Raw genomic sequence first — 16,176 nt, 5'->3', positions numbered from 1 at the left:
TGATCGTAATTGGCGTCAGGACTCCCGCATGACCATTTTGGTTACCGGCGTGGCTGGGTTCATCGGCATGCATGTTGCCGACCGATTGCTGGCGGAGGGGCGTGCCGTCATCGGCATCGACAATATGAACGACTATTATCAGGTGTCGCTCAAACGGGACCGGGTCGCCATGCTTCAGGAACGGCACGGTAAGCTGTTCACCTTCGTGGAACTGGACTTTGCTGATATGGGTGCGCTTCACGCCGCACTCGCCCCCCATACCGTGGAGGCAATCGTCCATCTCGGCGCGCAGGCGGGTGTGCGCTATTCGCTGGAAAATCCGCACGCCTATGTGCGGTCTAATCTCGCCGGTCATGTCAACATGCTGGAACTGGCGCGGGAACGACGTGTGCGGCATCTCGTCTATGCGTCGTCCTCCTCGGTTTATGGCGGCAATGACAGTTTACCCTTCCGGGTCGAGGACCGGGCGGATCATCCGGTCTCGCTTTATGCCGCTACCAAGCGTGCCGATGAATTGATGAGCGAAACCTACGCCCATCTCTTTCGCATTCCGATGACCGGCCTGCGCTTCTTCACCGTCTATGGCCCCTGGGGCCGCCCTGACATGGCGATGTGGATCTTCACGGCGAAGATCCTGGCGGGGGATCCGATCCCGGTGTTCAACCATGGGCGGATGCAGCGCGACTTCACCTATATCGACGATATCGTGCGCGGGGTTGTCGATTGCCTCGATCATGCTCCCGCCGATGACGGCGCGGTAAAGGCTGGCGGCAGCCGCGCGCCGCACCGACTCTATAATATCGGCCATAATCAGCCCGAGGAACTGATGCACTTGATTGCCGTGCTGGAGGAGGCCTGCGGCCGCAAGGCCCAGATCGATTTCCAGCCGATGCAGCCTGGCGATGTGCCGGCGACATTCGCCGATATCAGCGCCATTGCACGAGACATCGGCTTCGCACCGGGAACAGCCATAGAAACTGGCGTTCCGCGATTCGTTTCTTGGTATCGCGATTATCACGGTAAATAAGGCGAATGTACCACACGCTTGTCAGTGCAAAAAGTTTCGCGATTTGTCTCAAAAACTATACGGTCTATCGATAAATCTGGTCGATTTACCGCCGGAAATGGGCTTGTCACGAATGTTCGCAACTGCGAAATAGATTGCCATAAGTATCTGAAACGGCGTAAGCACCCCACAGCATTCGCGTAGATGAATGACGGGTCGCGGAACAAGGGAAGGAATGGCAGGCCGAATGCGGTCATCCGTTCCCGTGTCCATCGTTGGCAACGGCCAGAGGTGGCGCGGAAAAAAGGGCAAACGCGTGTCGACAGCAACGAAGATCGTGCCATTCGGGTCCGGGGGGCGCATAGTGGAAACAGCGTGCCGCAGTCTGTCGATTGCCGCCAGCGGGCTGAATGCGTTGGAAGCGCAGTTCGCCGACAGCGAATTCGCCGCCACCTTTGTTCGGCTTATCGGCGTGATCATGAAGACGCGCGGTCGCGTTATCGTCACTGGGATCGGCAAGAGTGGCATTGTCGCGCGCAAGATGACCGCGACGCTGACCTCCACGGGGACGCCCGCTATCTTCCTCCATCCCGCCGATGCCGGCCATGGCGATCTGGGCATGATTACGCCCGAGGATGTCGTGCTGATGCTGTCGCATTCGGGGGAATCGACCGAACTTGGGCCGATCATCCATTATTGCAAGCGCTTCGCCATCCCGTTGCTGGCGATGACGGCGCAATCGCGCAGCACCGTGGCGACTGCGGCGGATATCTGCATTCGCCTGCCCGCCGTGCGAGAGGCGTGCCTCAATCTGCTGGCTCCCACCACCTCCACCACGGTGCAAATGGCGTTTGGCGATGCGGTCGCCATATCGCTGATGGAAATGCGGGGTTTTTCCGCCGATGATTTCCATAAATTCCATCCCAATGGCAGGCTGGGCGCGCAACTCATCAAGGTGAGCGAACTGATGGCCAGCGGTGACGCAGTGCCGATGGTGCGCGGCGACGCCTCGCTGCTCGACGCCACCATCGAAATGACGCGTGCCCGGCTTGGCGGTACGGCGGTCGTGGATCATAAGAACAGGCTGCTGGGCGCGTTTACCGATGGTGATCTTCGCCGCACCGTCACGGGCAAGCGTAACCTCAATGAGCCTATCGAGCAGTTCATGACGCTCACGCCGCTGGCGGTCGACCCGCAAGAACTCGCTTCTGAAGCCTTGCGGCTTATGCATGAGCGCAACATCACCCTGCTTTTCGTGTGCGAAAAAGAAGAGGTCGTTGGCGCGGTACACATGCATGATCTGTTGCACGCTGGCGTCGCCTGAACACGCTGGTCGTCATCCCCGCGCGGGCGGGGTCCTCCCGACTTCCGCGCAAGCCGCTGGCGATGATCGCGGGACGCAGCCTGTTGCACCGGACGATCGCCATGGCCCGCGTAGCAACGCATAATCTGCCTGCGATCGATCTGGTCGTGGCTACCGACGATGACGAGATAGCGGATCATGCCCGCGCCGCGGGCTGCGATGCGGTCATGACCGACAGCGCGATCGCCACCGGATCGGGCCGCGCCCTTGCTGCGGCGCGACACCGTGCGCGCCTCCCGCGTTTCATTGTCAACTTGCAGGGTGATTCTCCCTTCCAGCCCGAAGGTGCGCTGGGTGCGGTCGTCGCTGCGCTGGAACAGGGTGCGGAGGTCGTCACGCCGGTGATCGCGCTGGACTGGGCAGCGCTTGACGCGCTGCGCGATCACAAGCAGCGCTCGCCATTCAGCGGGACGACCTGCGCCACCGCCCCTGACGGGCGGGCGCTATGGTTTTCCAAGTCGATCATCCCCGCCATCCGGGGGGAATCCGTCTTGCGGGCCAGTCAGCCACTTTCCCCGGTGCTGCGTCATGTTGGCCTGTATGGCTATCGACTGGACGCGCTGGAGCGGTTCGAGGCAGCGGCTCCGACCGCATTGGAGCAATTGGAGGGGCTGGAGCAATTGCGCCTGCTCGAACTCGGGATCCCCCTCATGACGGTGCGTGTCGATCCGCCGCTGTTCGACAGTTCCGGCATCGATACCCAGGCCGACATCGCCCGTGTCGAGGCGCTGATCGCGACGCATGGCGACCCCACCCCGGCGCTGCCATGACCCGGCGCATCTTCATCATCAGGCATGGCAACACCTTCGAAAACAGCGCTAGCGCGCGCCGGATCGGCGCCGGTACGGACATTCCCCTGGTGGCGAGCGGGCGGGAGCAAGCCGACCGGCTCGGGCGCTGGTTCGCGGCGGAAGGACTTCCCGTGGCTCGCCTGCTTTGCGGTCCGCTGCTGCGCGCGCGCGAAACGGCGGACAGGATCGGCACAGCCATCGCCCATCCTCGTGATGGCGTCGCGTCCTGGCTGAACGAGGTCGATCACGGTCCCGATGAGGGGCGACCCGAGGCGGAGGTGACGGTACGCGTCGGCGCATCGGCACTGGCGGCATGGGATGATCGGGGCATTGCCCCGCCCGGATGGCGCGTCGATGCTGATCAGCGCATCGCCGCATGGCGCAGCTTCTTTGCTGAGCCGGGCGAGGGGGCTGACCTGCTCGTAACGAGTAACGGAGCGGCGCGCTTTGCCTTGCTGGCGCTGGGCCTGCCGCTCGCGTCGCTTAAATTGCGGACCGGGGCGTTTGGCGAGATGGCGGTGGAGCGCGGTGGTGCGGTTCGCCTTATCCGCTGGGACGAACGCCCGCTGTCTTAATTGTTGCGCTGGGGCACCGAGAAAGTGCCCGACACGCGGCCACCCGCGCCAGTCGATACGCCGCTGCCGCCGCCTGATGACCGGCCATCCACCGTCGACCGCCCGCTATTCAGGTCCATGATCAACCGGCCTCCGGTCAGATGGTTGGCCCCCTGATCGAGCGCGACATTGCCGAGCATGGTGATGATGCGGCTGTTCAGATCGTAGATACCGACATTGCCCCGTGCCCGTTGATCGGCCTTGGTCACGATCACATTGCCTGAAGCATCGATCCGGTCGATCTCCACATTGCTCGCGCCAGGATTGGCGCTGCTGGGACTGGTCGCGCGCTGCTGCCGATAAGCCACGGTCATGCGCGCCGCGGTCAATGTCATGCCGGCCTGATTGACGACGACATTGCCCGATACGACCACACGGTCGGCACGATCCTGCACCTCGATGCGGTCGGCAGTGAAATTCACCGGCGCATTGCTGTCGTGATTCTTGAAAACCTGCGCGCCCGCTACGCTCATCATGGCCGCAGCGGTGGCGAGGCTGCCGGCAGCCAGCGAGGCGGCGGCGATCAGGTGATTGGGCAGGCGGCGCGGGCTTTTCATCGTGTCTGCCCTTTGAGGCCATTTTGTTCGATACGCAAGCTGGCGCGGCCATTCAGCGTCACGACGCGGTTGTTCATATCGGCTTCCAGATGATCGCTGCTAAAGGTGCCGATGGGCATGCGTCCGTCCACCCGGCCCGCGCTGCGCATCCGCCGCGACTGGAGGTCGATGCCGACGTCCCGCGTGGTCAGCCGATAGCCGCCAGCTGATTCGAACTGCACCGGCCCGACGATCGCCATGCGCTGCGTTTCCATGGCGTAGCGGCCTTTTTGCGCATTGAGCACCGCCGGTCCATCGCTCAGCAGGATGCGGGCGGTCATGTCGTTCAGGTCCACGAACGGCTCGCGCGAGCTTTTCTGTACGGCGGAACTGGCGCGCAGGGAAAAGGGCTGCCCTTTGCTGTCCTGCCCGCGATACAGCGCTTCCGATACGCGCATCCGTTCCTTAGCGACCTCGACCTTGTTCTTGTCGAGGACGAAGCTGACCTTGTCACCGCCCGTGAAAGGTGCGGTAGCGAGCAGCGCCGTCAGCACGCCGACGGCCATCGGCAGATAATTTTTGAGCGCCTTGACCAGTCGGTCATGGCTGCCGCCCGGCCGCGCCCAATGACGTCGCACATGGCGTTGCTGATCGGCCTGAATGGACATGGGCGGCGCTCGTCCCCCTTACATATGCGCGAAAATGTCGACCTCTGGCCATCCCGCCAGATCCAGTTCGGCACGGTGCGGCAGGAAATCGAAACAGGCCTGGGCCAGTTCCATGCGACCTTCGCGAATCAGCCGCCGGTTCAGTTCTTCGCGCAGCGCATGGAGATAGCGCACGTCAGACGCGGCATATTCCTTCTGCGCGTCGGACAGGACCGGGCCGCCCCAATCGGAGCTTTGCTGCTGCTTGCTCAGTTCCTGTCCCAGCAGCTCGCGCACCAGCTCCTTAAGGCCATGGCGATCCGTATAGGTGCGGATCAGGCGGGACGCGATCTTGGTGCAATAAGCGGGGGCCGCCACCACACCCATATAATGGCGAATGGCGGCAATATCGAATCGCCCGAAATGATAGAGCTTGAGTCGCTCGGGATCGGCCAGCACGGCTTTCAGGTTCGGCGCGGCATAACCGCTCGCGGGGCCGAATCGCACCAGATGCTCGTCCCCCTTGCCATCGCTGATCTGGACGACGCACAGTCGGTCGCGGGGGGTGATGAGACCCATGGTTTCGGTATCGATGGCGATAGGGCCGGGGGCGAGGACGCCTTCGGGCAGATCTTCTTCATGAAAATATACGGTCATGGCTTCCCTCTATGGCGAAAAGCGTCGCAACTCAATGAAGGCTTTCATGCGGACCGCACGAAGGGCGGGAGACAAATATGGCGACAATCGGGCTAAAATCGTTCGCGCTGCCGGGAAAAGTTGATATAGTGACTCCCAAACCGCACGTTCGCGGTGGATTCTGCATGTCATTCGCCCGACATGCCTGTCCGGTTTTGTCTTGGGCGAAGCGAAAGTGACTAACAGGGCATGAGTTTTGATAGAGGGCGCCGCGGCGGTCGCGGCAAGGACAAGCGCGACGGTTTCGGCGAGGATAATTTTTACGGCGGCGGCAATGCCGGCGGCGGCGACCGCTTTGGTGGCGGTGGCTTCGGTGGCGATCGCGGTGGTTTCGGCGGCGGCGGTGGTGATCGCTTCGGCGGCGGCGGCGATCGTGGTGGCTTCGGCGGTGGTGGATTCCGCAGCGGCGGCGGCGGTGGTTTCGGCGGCGGCGGCGGCGGCGGTGGTGGCCGCGGTATGCCAGCCCAGGTCGTTGGCGAAGGCACGGGTGTCGTTAAGTTCTTCAACGGTCAAAAGGGCTTCGGCTTCATCGTTCGCGATGACGGCGCCGAGGACGTGTTCGTACACATCAGCGCGGTCGAGCAGGCTGGCCTGACCGGCCTTGCTGAAGGACAGCAGCTCGGCTTCACGCTCGTGGATCGCGGTGGCAAGGTGTCAGCGACGGACCTCAAGATCGAGGGCGAACCGCTTCCCGTGACCGATCGTGGTCCGCCGCGTGAACCGCGCGAACCTCGCGCGGGTGGCTTTGGCGCCGCGCCGGGTGGCGATCGCGGCCCACAGCGCCAGCTCACAGGCGAACGCTCCAGCGGCACGGTCAAATTCTTCAACGCGATGAAGGGCTTCGGCTTCATTCAGCGCGATGACGGACAGCCTGACGCGTTTGTGCACATCAGCGCCGTCGAGCGTGCTGGCATGGGTGCTCTGAACGAAGGCGACCGGCTTGATTTCGAGCTGGAAGTCGATCGGCGCGGCAAGTATGCGGCCGTCAATCTTCAGCCCAAGGCCGACTGACGACCTTGGACGGACAGCCCTGAACTAGCGAAACGCCCGTCGGGAAACCGGCGGGCGTTTTGTTTTGGAGAAAGCGAGGCGGAGAGGTGCGGAACGCGGGAGCAAATGGTGGCCGATGATCTGACCGGCGGTACGGCCAAAGCCAGCCTTATAGTATGTTGTCCCTGTGAGAGACGCCGCTGCCGCTCGGTTGTATTGCCCGCTCGGTGGTCCCGTAGTTTCAGATCAGCGATAGGCCGCCCACGCAGGACATGCGCGAAGTTGAGGCAGGCTGCGGCCTGACCGAATCCCTGCGGTTCGCACGCCCGAGGCGCGACTCAGAACAGCCGGGTCAGCCCGTAAAAGCCCGCCCCAATCAGGGCGGCGGCGGGCAGGGTGACGACCCAGGCGACGATGATGCTCGATGCCACGTTCCACCGCACCGCCGACAGCCGCCGGGATGCGCCCACGCCAACGATCGCGCCCGTGATTGTGTGGGTAGTGGATACAGGAACGCCCAGATGCGTCGCGAGGAACAGGGTAATCGCCCCGCCGGTTTCCGCGCAAAATCCCTGCGCCGGCGTCAGTCGCGTGATCTTCGATCCCATCGTATGCACGATCTTCCATCCGCCCAGCAGCGTGCCCATCCCCATCGCCGCCTGACAGGACAGCACGACCCAGAGCGGCACGTGAAAGCCGCCGGTCAGCATCCCTTGCGAATAGAGGAGCACCGCGATGATCCCCATGGTTTTCTGCGCATCATTGCCGCCATGCCCCAGCGAATAGAGCGATGCGGAGACAAGTTGCAGCTTGCGGAACACACGGTCGGCGCCCTGAGGGGTAAATCGCCGGAACACCCAACTGATGATCAGCACCAGCAGCAGCGCAAGAAGCAGCCCGACAGCGGGTGACAATATGATCGCGGCGCTGGTCTTGAACACGCCGGTCCATACGATCGCCGAAACGCCCGCCTTGGCTGTGCCCGCGCCCAGCAAGCCGCCGATCAGCGCATGGCTGCTGCTCGACGGAATGCCGAGCGCCCAGGTGATGAGGTTCCAGGCGATCGCCCCCATCAGCGCGCCGAAGATCACCGACGGATCGATGATGCTGGCGTCGACGATGCCCTTGCCGACCGTTTCCGCAACATGCAGGCCGAAAAACAGAAAGGCGATGAAGTTGAAGAATGCCGCCCAGGCGACCGCATATTGCGGCTTGAGCACCCGTGTCGAGACGATGGTCGCGATCGAGTTGGCGGCGTCATGCAGGCCATTGAGGAAATCAAAGGCGAGCGCGACCCCGATCAGCGCGACGAGAAGCGGAAAAGCGAGATGAGCGTCCATGACCGATCCGGCTCAGGCGTGATCGATGACGAGGCCGGAAATCTCGTTGGCGACATCCTCGAACCTGTCGGTCACTTTTTCGAGATGGGAATAAATCTCGTTACCGACGACGAAATCGAGCGTGTCGCCCCTGCGCGCCTGCTGGTACAGCGCCTTGAGGCCCGCCTCGTGCAGCGTGTCGGCATGACCTTCCAATTTGACCAGCCGTTCGGTCAGTTCATGCAGCCGGGCCGAATTGATGTTCAGCGAGCGCAGCAGCGGCATCGCCTCCGACGTAATCCGCGCACATTCAACGATCAGCGCGCTCATATCCTGCATCTGCGGCGCGAAATCCTTCACCTCGAACAGTGCAATCGCCTTGGCGGTCTGGTTCATCTGGTCGATGGCGTCGTCCATCACTCCGATCAGGCCGGTGATGGCGCTGCGATCGAACGGCGTCACGAAAATGCGGCGCACGTCCTGGAGCACGTCGCGGATAATATCATCCGCCTCATGCTCGCGGTCTGAAATCTCTTTAATGTGGCGTTCCATGTCCTGGCCGCCCTTGAGCAGGCGGGCGAGCGCATCGGCGCCAGCGACCAGCATCGCCGCATGATCTTCGAACTGATCGAAGAAGCGCCCCTGCTTGGGCATCAACGCCTGAAACCAGCGCAGCATTCCAGTCCTTTCGGTTCGTTTGTCCCGGATCCACAGCAACATGCGGAAAAACCATCCGGGATCGGTCGGCGGTTCGCGGAAGGCCGCGATGATCGATTGCAGGTCGGGTTCGTCGACGACGCGCGCCGCCTCCGCCACCGGGAACCAGCGCAACTCGCGCTGGCCCTGTTCGGGCCATTGCCGCAGCTGGCCTGTCACCGCCAGCGGAAAAACCTCTACCGTCGCTTCGCGCGCGTCGCCGTTGCGCCGTCGCTTCTCATATCGATAGCGGCCGAGCGGGGCGGGGCAGGCGATGCCATGGATGCCGGCTTCCTCATAGGCTTCGATTTCGGCGGCGCGATGGCCCGCCAATCCCTTGATCCGGTTGCCCTTGGGGATCACCCAGCGCCGCGTATCGCGCGACGTAATGAGCAGGATGCGCATCGATCCGTCAGGATCGGTCGCATAGGGCAGGGCGGCGATCTGACGCATTATCGGGGCCTGCCCGTCCGATCCGTCTCTGGCGCCGCATGTTGCATGGCGGGCCTTGTAACGAAATTGTCACATATCGCAATCCGCGCCGTCCCACACCCGTTTACAAGAACAGGAAGTCGGCCAGCGCCTGAACCCCGGCCCGTTGCGTCGAACGCGCGCTCACAGCCTGGCGCACCTCGATCGCCGGCAGCGGCACTTCCAGCGGCAGGCGTCGAATGCCGCTCATTCGCCCCAAATCCCGCGCCATCGGACCGAAGGCGATGAAACAGCCAAGGCCTTCCCGCAGACCGGATATGATCTCGAACATATTGTCCGTTTCCAGCAATGGTGGCCCCAGGGTCACGCGGTCTCGTGCCAGCGCATCCTCTATCACATGCCGCAGGCCGTTGTGCCGGTCCATCGCAAGGATGGGAATGGCGGCAAGGGCCTCACGCGATATGGCCTCCGCGCGTGCCAGTATATGATCCTCACCAGCGTAGAGATTGAGTTGTTCGGACCAGCCATAGCGCGATGGCAAGTCGTCGGATTCGGTAAGGGCATAAAAATAGGCGATGTCGATCTGGCCCGCAGCGAGCGCCGCCGCGGCATCGGGCGCGAGCTGGATGTTGAGGTCAAGGGTGATGGCGATATCCTCATTCGCCTCCTCGAACGCGGCAAGGGCATCCTGAAAATGACCGAAAACAGGCGCGGGCGCGGCCAGCCTGATTGCTTGTCGCAATGAGGCTGGGTCAGCCCGCGAGGTGTCGGGTGAGGGGGCATCGAGCGACAGTGCCGCCGGCGTAGGGGCCTGCGCTTCGCCCTGCGATAGCAGCGCCATTGCCTGCGCGGTCTTGTGGCCGGCAGGCGTGAGGCGGGCCTGCCCGCCCGTTCGCTCGAATAGTCGATAGCCAAGGCGCATCTCCAGCGACGCCATGTCGCGTTCGACCTCGACGACGGGCAGGCCGAGCATCTGAGCGCAGTCGCCGACGCTGCCTGACGCCACCATCTGGGCGAATATCTCGAGCTGGCGCAGGGAAGGAGAAACCATGACCATTCAGATAGAGGAAATGCCGCACCGGGTTAAGCGCGATATTGGCGCGCATTCTTGCAATGCGATATTGACGGGCGGACCCGATTGATGGCAGGGCGCTGACCTGTCGCGCGGGTATAGCTCAATGGTAGAGCACTAGCCTTCCAAGCTTGTGATGCGGGTTCGATCCCCGCTACCCGCTCCATATTCCGATCTTTGGAAGGCGCTGATATGGGCGACCTCGTGAATTTGCGGCAGGCGCGTAAGGATAAAGCGCGGCGGGACAAGGCGGTGGCGGCGGATGCCAATCGCGTGAAGTTTGGCAGGACGAAAACACAGAAGCTGGTGGAGAGTGCGGAAGCATTGCGGCTAGACAGGCAGCTCGATGGTGCGCGCCGCGAGGATGTGCGTAGTTCGGAAGAATAGTTTGGTATCGGGCGATGTTTTTTCATGAATAGATGTTCATGTAGATGAACACAGGTTCATTGTGAGAACATGCCGATCGGTTCAACGACGCGGTTGAACCATTCATCCCAAATGTGACCGATTTAGTGAGCCGAATTGTTCGGATCGTCGTTGGTCCATTTGCTATGACTATATATCTTCGCTCAAATCGCCCCGCCAAAGCCGCGATTGCCGCTGTTTTGGCCCTTAGTTCCACCGCTGTTCTCGCGCAGGAGGTTGTTGCGCCTCCGGTTGCAGGCACTGTCGTCGCGCCGCCACCGGCCGCAGCCGAACCGGCGCCTGCCACCACCGCCGCGCCGGTGATGGCGCCCGCTTCGCCTGTCGTACAGCAGACCGCATCGGTCGAGGCGCGGATTGCCGACGCCGTGGCCAAGGCTGAGGCCGAGAAGGCGGCGGCCCCGGCTCCGCGCCGCGTCGCACAGGCGAACCCGGCTGCGCGTCAACCTGCGGCCCCACGCCTCGTCGCGCCAGTAGCCGCGCCCGCCGCCAACATCGCGGACGCCCCTGTGCCGCAGCCGACCCCGGCGCTGACCGCGCCGATCAGCAGCGTGGAAACCGCACCCGCCGCCCGGCCCGCGCCCGCGCCCGCTCCCGCACCGACGCCAGCAACTGCTGCATCGGATAGCGACAACAGAGGCATCGTGCTGGGGCTAGGCGGCGCGGCCTTGCTGCTCGCCGGTTTTGCGGGCACCGCATTGGCCATGCGTCGCAGGCGTCAGGTGCGCGAGACGGTGGTATATGACGAAGTCGTTCCGGTGACGCCCGCTGTCGCTGCGGCCGCGCCGGTCTATACGCAACCCGTTGCGATGCCGCCTGCCGCTCCTGTTATGGCGCAGCCACAGGGCGCGCCGTTGACCGATCTCGACGCCATGATCGCTGCGCCGCCAAGTCCGGAAAATCCGTTCTTGACCCACGCCAAGCGCAAAAGACGGGCCATGGCGCTGTTGCGTGAGCGCGAAGAAGGTGTGGCGGACACGCTGCCCGCTTCGTCGACGCCCGTGGCCGCTACGGCGCAGAATCAGGTGGATCGTTCGCAGACCATCTACAGCTTCGGCAAGGTCGGCGGTCGGCGCAAGGATTGGGTCCCCGGTATCGGATAACCTGATTCATCAGCACGAAGGCGGGAAGGGCGGCGCGTCAGCGTCGCCCTTTCTCGTGCAAGACCCCCGCGATAGTTGCGCTGGCGCGTCGCGCCTGATACCGGCGCGCCGGTTATTTGCGCATCATGAAAAGGGTCGCCGCCGCATGTCCGAGTCCGTCAACCGTATCGTCCTCGCCTTTTCGGGCGGTCTCGACACCAGCGTGATCCTCAAATGGCTGCAACAGACCTATAAGTGCGAGGTCGTGACCTTTACCGCCGATCTTGGGCAGGGCGAGGAGCTGGAACCCGCGCGCGCCAAGGCGCGGCTGATGGGGGTCAAGGAAGAGCATATCTTCATCGACGATCTGCGCGAGGAATTCGTGAAGGACTATGTCTTTCCGATGATGCGCTCCAACGCGTTGTATGAGGGGCTGTACCTGCTCGGCACCTCGATCGCCCGGCCGCTGATCGCCAAGCGCCAGATCGAGATCGCGCAAATGGTGGGCGCGGACGCCGTATCCCATGGCGCGACCGGCAAGGGCAACGACCAGGTCCGTTTCGAACTGGGCTATTATGCGCTCCAGCCCGATATCAAGGTGATCGCGCCCTGGCGCGAATGGGATCTGGCGAGCCGCACGAAGCTGATCGAGTTCGCCGAAACCCACCAGATCCCCATCCCGCGCGACAAGCGCGGCGAAAGCCCGTTTTCGACCGACGCGAATATGCTGCACACCTCGTCTGAGGGCAAGGTGCTGGAGGACCCGTGGGAGGAAGTGCCCGACTATGTCTATTCGCGCACGGTCAACCCGGAGGACGCGCCCGATACGCCCGAATATATCACGGTCGATTTCGAACGGGGCGATGGCGTGGCCATCAACGGCGTCGGCATGTCGCCCGCGACATTGCTCGAAACGCTGAACGAATATGGCCGCAAACATGGCATCGGCCGACTCGATCTGGTCGAGAACCGCTTCGTCGGCATGAAGTCGCGCGGCATGTATGAAACGCCGGGCGGCACCATCTATCATCTCGCTCATCGCGGTATCGAACAGATCACGCTGGATCGCGGCGCGGCGCACCTCAAGGATGAACTCGCGCCCAAATATGCCGAACTCATCTACAATGGCTTCTGGTTCAGCCCGGAGCGCGAGATGCTTCAGGCCGCGATCGACTATAGCCAGGACAAGGTGACGGGCACGGTCCGTCTCAAGCTGTACAAGGGCAGCGTGCATGTCGTCGGCCGTAAATCGCCCTATTCGCTCTATAGCGAAAAGGTCGTGACTTTCGAGGATGATGCGGGCGCCTATGACCAGCGCGACGCGGCGGGCTTCATCAAATTGAACGCGCTGCGGTTGCGGTTGCTGGGACGGCGCGATCAGTGACGCGGGGGCGTCGCCGTTACAAATTGCGACACTAATATGCGCGATATGACAAAGTTTGCGGACATTCTCCTCCGATAAGCGTCGTCAAGGATGGCAGTGGCCGTCCATGACAAGGCTTGAAAGGATGACTGTTATGATCCGCAGATTTTTCGGGACGGTGGCGCTCGGTTCGCTGTTCGTGGGCGGCCTCGCCGCTTCGCATATGGCCTTTGCGCAGCCCGATGGCCGCGATGGCGCGCGCGGGCCGCGCGGCGGCGGGCTGATGGCGCTGGTCGATGCGAACAAGGATGGCGCGATCACGAAAGCGGAACTGACCGCCGCGCTGGAAGCCCGCTTTGCCAAACTCGACGCCAATCATGACGGAAAGCTGACGAAGGAAGATCGCGATCTGCTCCGCACGCAGCGTCTCGATGCGCGTTTCGCGGCGCTCGATACAGATCGTAATGGCCAGATCAGCAAGGCGGAGTTCGTCGCCGGTGCGCAGGCCCGCCATGACCGGCAGGGTGCGGACGGCAAGCCCGGTGGCCCGCAAGGGCATCGCTGGGGCGGCCGGCATCATGGCGGCATGATGGGCGGCGGCATGGGTGGCCGCGATGCGGACAAGGACGGCGTCGTGACCAGGGCGGAGTTCATGGCCCGCCCGCTCGCCATGTTCGACAAGGCCGACGCCAATCATGACGGCACGGTGAGCGCCGACGAGCTGAAAGCGGCTCGGGAAGCCATGCGGGGCGGGATGCGGGATCATATGCGCGGTCAGGGGCATGACCGTAAGGGGCCGCCCACGCCCGCGGACGACTGAAACGCCCTTGCCGGTGGCGCGTCCGGACATCCCCCCTTGTCCCTGAACCCGCGCCGCTGGCGGGAAGGGCGAAGGCTTCCCCCCTTCGCCTTCGCCCTTCCAACCTTTCCCAACCCGTGACAGACAGATGGACATGACCGAACGCCCCCATCTCCTGCTCGTCGATGACGAGCGATCGATCCGCGAACCGCTGGCCCAATATCTCGGCCGCAACGGCTTTCGCGTGACCGCCGTGGAAAGCGCGGCGGAAGCGCGGTTGCGGCTCAACGCCAGCGCGATCGATCTCGTCATCCTCGACATCATGATGCCGGGGGAGGACGGGCTGTCGCTGTGCCGCCATATCCGCGAGACCAGCGAGATTCCGGTGATCCTGCTGACCGCCAAGTCGGAGGAAACCGACCGGATCGTCGGCCTGGAAATGGGCGCGGACGATTATGTGCTCAAACCCTTTTCGCCGCGCGAACTGGTCGCGCGGATCAAGGTGATCTTTCGTCGCGTCGCCACAGGTGGCCAGCGCGTCACCGCGCCGGACGGGGCGACCTATGCCTTTGCGGGCTGGCTGCTGAAGTCGCAGGAGCGGGTGCTGGTCGATGCGGAGGGCGTGTCGTTGCCGCTGTCGACCGCCGAATATAATCTGATGCTGGCCTTTGCCACCCGGCCCAATCAGGTGCTGAGCCGCGATCAGTTGCTCGACATCACGCAGGGGCGGGAGGCGAACGCTTTCGACCGGGCGATCGACAATCAGATCAGCCGCCTGCGCAAGAAGATCGAGCCTGACGCGAAAAACCCGACTCTCATCAAGACCGTCTGGGGCGGCGGCTACACGCTGTCGGCCGAGGTGCGCAAATTGTGAGGGCCGTTCGCCTCTGGCCGCGCAGTCTGGTCGGCCAGATCATCATCCTCGTCGCCATCGCGCTGTTCGTGGCGCAGGCGATCAACTTCGTCCTGCTGTTGCAGGAACGCAACCGGCTGCAACTGACGGGGCAGACAGCGCCTGCCGTCTATCGGATCGTCGATGCGCTCGACAATCGCCCCGACCGGCGCGGCGGGGACAGACCGCGCGCGCAGTTCGTCACCGGCGTACCCGATCTCGCCGGGCAGGCGCGTCCCGACATCGAGCGGCGCGCCGAGACGATGTTTCAGGATATCGGGCTGTCCATCCTCACCGTTCGCGTGGTCGAGGATGAGGATCGCAGGCCCGACCGGCGCTGGGCGCAAATCCGCCAGCGGGCGCAGGGGCCGGGCCATGAAAACGATGCCGCGCCGCGCCGCCGGCTCGTCATGGCGGCGCAATATGCGCCGGGAAAATGGGTGGTGACGCAATCGCGCGTCGGCGATCGCCCGCCGCGTTTCGGCGGCTGGCTCGCGCTCCAGACGCTGATCCTCTATGTCATCGTCCTTGCGCCCCTGCTGTGGATCGGCCGGCGGCTGGCGCGCCCCTTGCGGCAGCTTACTTTGTCGGCCGAGCAGTTCGCGCGGACGGGCGCGGCCGATCCGGTCGACGAGCGCGGGCCGGGCGATGTGCGCGACCTGACCATGGCGTTCAACGCGATGCGCGGCCGCATCTTTGCGATGCTGGGGGAAAAGGACCGGATGCTGGGCGCGATCGGCCATGACCTGCGCACGCCGCTCGCCTCGCTCAGGGTGCGCACCGAATCGGTCGAGGATGAGGGCGAGCGCGCCCGCATGTCCGAAACCATCGAGGAAATGAACCGGATGCTGGAGGATATCCTCTCGCTCGCCCGCGCCGGGCGTGGGGCGGAGGAGCCGCAGAAGGTCGATCTGTCCGCGCTGGCCGATGCGGTGGTGGAGGACTTTATCGAACTCGGATCGCCCGTCGATCTGGCGGAGAGCGAGCGCGCCGTCGCTCATGTCCGCCCGCGCCAGATCCGCCGCGCGCTGCGCAACCTCATCGAAAACGCCATCGTCTATGGCGACCACGCGCATGTCAGCGTGGCGCGGGAGGAGGGCGTCATCCGCCTGATCGTCGCCGACAACGGTCCCGGCATCGCCGAGGAGCGGATGGAGGAAATGATGGAACCGTTCACGCGGCTGGAAGGCTCGCGCAATCGGGAAACGGGCGGGGCCGGGCTGGGGCTGGCGCTGGTCCGTGCGATCATGGCCGAACATGGCGGGTCGCTGCGGCTGGCGAACCGCGCGGGTGGCGGGCTGGAGGCGAGTTTGGTTATCCCGGTGGGATAGGGGCACGCAAAACACACGCTTTTCCGCCGAAGTATACACCATATGCGCGCGCGTACCGGCGCGGGCGAAGGCGGAAGGGGCTGGACATTTCAAAGACCATTTCCGGATAGCGGCGCGGCGGGCT

Annotated in this window: 17 protein-coding genes and 1 tRNA gene; 12 read left to right on the top strand and 6 right to left on the bottom strand. The window is 63.7% G+C overall.

Going from position 1 to position 16,176, the window contains the following annotated elements; translation table 11 throughout:
- The first annotated feature begins 28 nt into the window (after nucleotides 1-28).
- From ACODSN_RS05330 to ACODSN_RS05315, 4 genes are all read left to right on the top strand, one after another.
- Entirely contained in the window at nucleotides 29-1,027 is a 999-nt protein-coding gene (locus ACODSN_RS05330) for an NAD-dependent epimerase/dehydratase family protein (protein WP_489053689.1), read from the top strand.
- A 295-nt stretch (nucleotides 1,028-1,322) separates the two neighbouring features.
- On the top strand, nucleotides 1,323-2,330 hold the full coding sequence (locus ACODSN_RS05325; RefSeq protein ID WP_489053688.1) for a KpsF/GutQ family sugar-phosphate isomerase: 1,008 nt from the start codon (nucleotides 1,323-1,325) through the stop codon (nucleotides 2,328-2,330).
- A 5-nt stretch (nucleotides 2,331-2,335) separates the two neighbouring features.
- Entirely contained in the window at nucleotides 2,336-3,139 is an 804-nt protein-coding gene (gene kdsB, locus ACODSN_RS05320; protein WP_489053780.1) for a 3-deoxy-manno-octulosonate cytidylyltransferase, read from the top strand.
- Entirely contained in the window at nucleotides 3,136-3,735 is a 600-nt protein-coding gene (locus tag ACODSN_RS05315; RefSeq protein ID WP_489053687.1) for a histidine phosphatase family protein, read from the top strand. Before kdsB ends, ACODSN_RS05315 begins: the two co-directional genes overlap by 4 nt.
- Here ACODSN_RS05315 and ACODSN_RS05310 read toward each other — a convergent pair.
- The 3 genes from ACODSN_RS05310 to ACODSN_RS05300 form a co-directional block, all read right to left on the bottom strand.
- The gene (locus tag ACODSN_RS05310; RefSeq protein WP_489053778.1) at nucleotides 3,732-4,250 is read right to left on the bottom strand and encodes an LptA/OstA family protein; all 519 of its coding nucleotides are present in this window, start codon (nucleotides 4,248-4,250) and stop codon (nucleotides 3,732-3,734) included. The genes ACODSN_RS05315 and ACODSN_RS05310 overlap by 4 nt on opposite strands.
- Before the next feature lie 77 nt (nucleotides 4,251-4,327).
- Nucleotides 4,328-4,978 carry an LPS export ABC transporter periplasmic protein LptC gene (locus ACODSN_RS05305; RefSeq protein WP_489053686.1) on the bottom strand — a complete coding sequence of 217 codons (651 nt, stop codon included), beginning with the start codon at nucleotides 4,976-4,978 and terminating at the stop codon, nucleotides 4,328-4,330.
- Between the two features lie 18 nt (nucleotides 4,979-4,996).
- Complete coding sequence (locus tag ACODSN_RS05300; RefSeq protein ID WP_489053685.1) at nucleotides 4,997-5,614, bottom strand: ribonuclease D; 618 nt, start codon at nucleotides 5,612-5,614, stop codon at nucleotides 4,997-4,999.
- A gap of 228 nt (nucleotides 5,615-5,842) precedes the next feature.
- Here ACODSN_RS05300 and ACODSN_RS05295 point away from each other — a divergent pair, with 228 nt between their 5' ends.
- Nucleotides 5,843-6,664 carry a cold-shock protein gene (locus tag ACODSN_RS05295; protein ID WP_489053684.1) on the top strand — a complete coding sequence of 274 codons (822 nt, stop codon included), beginning with the start codon at nucleotides 5,843-5,845 and terminating at the stop codon, nucleotides 6,662-6,664.
- 317 nt (nucleotides 6,665-6,981) lie between these two features.
- Here ACODSN_RS05295 and ACODSN_RS05290 read toward each other — a convergent pair whose 3' ends face one another.
- The 3 genes from ACODSN_RS05290 to ACODSN_RS05280 all read right to left on the bottom strand — a co-directional run bounded on the left by ACODSN_RS05290 (nucleotide 6,982) and on the right by ACODSN_RS05280 (nucleotide 10,141).
- Entirely contained in the window at nucleotides 6,982-7,983 is a 1,002-nt protein-coding gene (locus tag ACODSN_RS05290; protein WP_489053682.1) for an inorganic phosphate transporter, read from the bottom strand.
- Nucleotides 7,984-7,995: 12 nt separating this feature from the next.
- On the bottom strand, nucleotides 7,996-9,111 hold the full coding sequence (locus ACODSN_RS05285) for a DUF47 family protein (protein ID WP_489053680.1): 1,116 nt from the start codon (nucleotides 9,109-9,111) through the stop codon (nucleotides 7,996-7,998).
- Between the two features lie 103 nt (nucleotides 9,112-9,214).
- Nucleotides 9,215-10,141 carry a LysR substrate-binding domain-containing protein gene (locus ACODSN_RS05280; protein WP_489053678.1) on the bottom strand — a complete coding sequence of 309 codons (927 nt, stop codon included), beginning with the start codon at nucleotides 10,139-10,141 and terminating at the stop codon, nucleotides 9,215-9,217.
- A gap of 113 nt (nucleotides 10,142-10,254) precedes the next feature.
- On the opposite strand from ACODSN_RS05280, the gene ACODSN_RS05275 reads away from it, so the two are divergent.
- The 7 genes from ACODSN_RS05275 to ACODSN_RS05245 all read left to right on the top strand — a co-directional run bounded on the left by ACODSN_RS05275 (nucleotide 10,255) and on the right by ACODSN_RS05245 (nucleotide 16,052).
- Nucleotides 10,255-10,328 (top strand) — tRNA-Gly (locus ACODSN_RS05275).
- A 26-nt stretch (nucleotides 10,329-10,354) separates the two neighbouring features.
- Nucleotides 10,355-10,549, top strand: coding sequence for a DUF4169 family protein (locus tag ACODSN_RS05270; RefSeq protein WP_489053677.1), 195 nt, complete (start codon nucleotides 10,355-10,357; stop codon nucleotides 10,547-10,549).
- Nucleotides 10,550-10,767: 218 nt separating this feature from the next.
- On the top strand, nucleotides 10,768-11,688 hold the full coding sequence (locus ACODSN_RS05265; protein ID WP_489053675.1) for a hypothetical protein: 921 nt from the start codon (nucleotides 10,768-10,770) through the stop codon (nucleotides 11,686-11,688).
- A 145-nt stretch (nucleotides 11,689-11,833) separates the two neighbouring features.
- Entirely contained in the window at nucleotides 11,834-13,051 is a 1,218-nt protein-coding gene (locus ACODSN_RS05260) for an argininosuccinate synthase (RefSeq protein WP_489053674.1), read from the top strand.
- Between the two features lie 133 nt (nucleotides 13,052-13,184).
- Nucleotides 13,185-13,850 carry an EF-hand domain-containing protein gene (locus ACODSN_RS05255; RefSeq protein ID WP_489053672.1) on the top strand — a complete coding sequence of 222 codons (666 nt, stop codon included), beginning with the start codon at nucleotides 13,185-13,187 and terminating at the stop codon, nucleotides 13,848-13,850.
- A 133-nt stretch (nucleotides 13,851-13,983) separates the two neighbouring features.
- A complete protein-coding gene (locus ACODSN_RS05250; RefSeq protein ID WP_489053670.1) occupies nucleotides 13,984-14,703 on the top strand; it encodes a response regulator in 720 nt (239 codons plus the stop codon).
- A complete protein-coding gene (locus tag ACODSN_RS05245) occupies nucleotides 14,700-16,052 on the top strand; it encodes a sensor histidine kinase (protein WP_489053669.1) in 1,353 nt (450 codons plus the stop codon). Before ACODSN_RS05250 ends, ACODSN_RS05245 begins: the two co-directional genes overlap by 4 nt.
- Nucleotides 16,053-16,176: the final 124 nt, after the last annotated feature.

Source organism: Sphingobium sp. FG11, assembly GCF_057809915.1.
This window is presented reverse-complemented; position numbering and strand designations above follow the sequence as displayed.

Excerpts from the sequence above, each read along its gene's own strand:
- ACODSN_RS05330 (WP_489053689.1), top strand. The coding sequence starts at position 29 with ATGACCATTTTGGTTACCGGCGTGGCTGGGTTCATCGGCATGCATGTT.
- ACODSN_RS05315 (WP_489053687.1), top strand. The coding sequence starts at position 3,136 with ATGACCCGGCGCATCTTCATCATCAGGCATGGCAACACCTTCGAAAAC.
- ACODSN_RS05310 (WP_489053778.1), bottom strand. The coding sequence starts at position 4,250 with ATGATGAGCGTAGCGGGCGCGCAGGTTTTCAAGAATCACGACAGCAAT.
- ACODSN_RS05305 (WP_489053686.1), bottom strand. The coding sequence starts at position 4,978 with ATGTCCATTCAGGCCGATCAGCAACGCCATGTGCGACGTCATTGGGCG.
- ACODSN_RS05300 (WP_489053685.1), bottom strand. The coding sequence starts at position 5,614 with ATGACCGTATATTTTCATGAAGAAGATCTGCCCGAAGGCGTCCTCGCC.
- ACODSN_RS05295 (WP_489053684.1), top strand. The coding sequence starts at position 5,843 with ATGAGTTTTGATAGAGGGCGCCGCGGCGGTCGCGGCAAGGACAAGCGC.
- ACODSN_RS05290 (WP_489053682.1), bottom strand. The coding sequence starts at position 7,983 with ATGGACGCTCATCTCGCTTTTCCGCTTCTCGTCGCGCTGATCGGGGTC.
- ACODSN_RS05285 (WP_489053680.1), bottom strand. The coding sequence starts at position 9,111 with ATGCGTCAGATCGCCGCCCTGCCCTATGCGACCGATCCTGACGGATCG.
- ACODSN_RS05280 (WP_489053678.1), bottom strand. The coding sequence starts at position 10,141 with ATGGTTTCTCCTTCCCTGCGCCAGCTCGAGATATTCGCCCAGATGGTG.
- ACODSN_RS05270 (WP_489053677.1), top strand. The coding sequence starts at position 10,355 with ATGGGCGACCTCGTGAATTTGCGGCAGGCGCGTAAGGATAAAGCGCGG.
- ACODSN_RS05260 (WP_489053674.1), top strand. The coding sequence starts at position 11,834 with ATGTCCGAGTCCGTCAACCGTATCGTCCTCGCCTTTTCGGGCGGTCTC.
- ACODSN_RS05255 (WP_489053672.1), top strand. The coding sequence starts at position 13,185 with ATGATCCGCAGATTTTTCGGGACGGTGGCGCTCGGTTCGCTGTTCGTG.
- ACODSN_RS05250 (WP_489053670.1), top strand. The coding sequence starts at position 13,984 with ATGACCGAACGCCCCCATCTCCTGCTCGTCGATGACGAGCGATCGATC.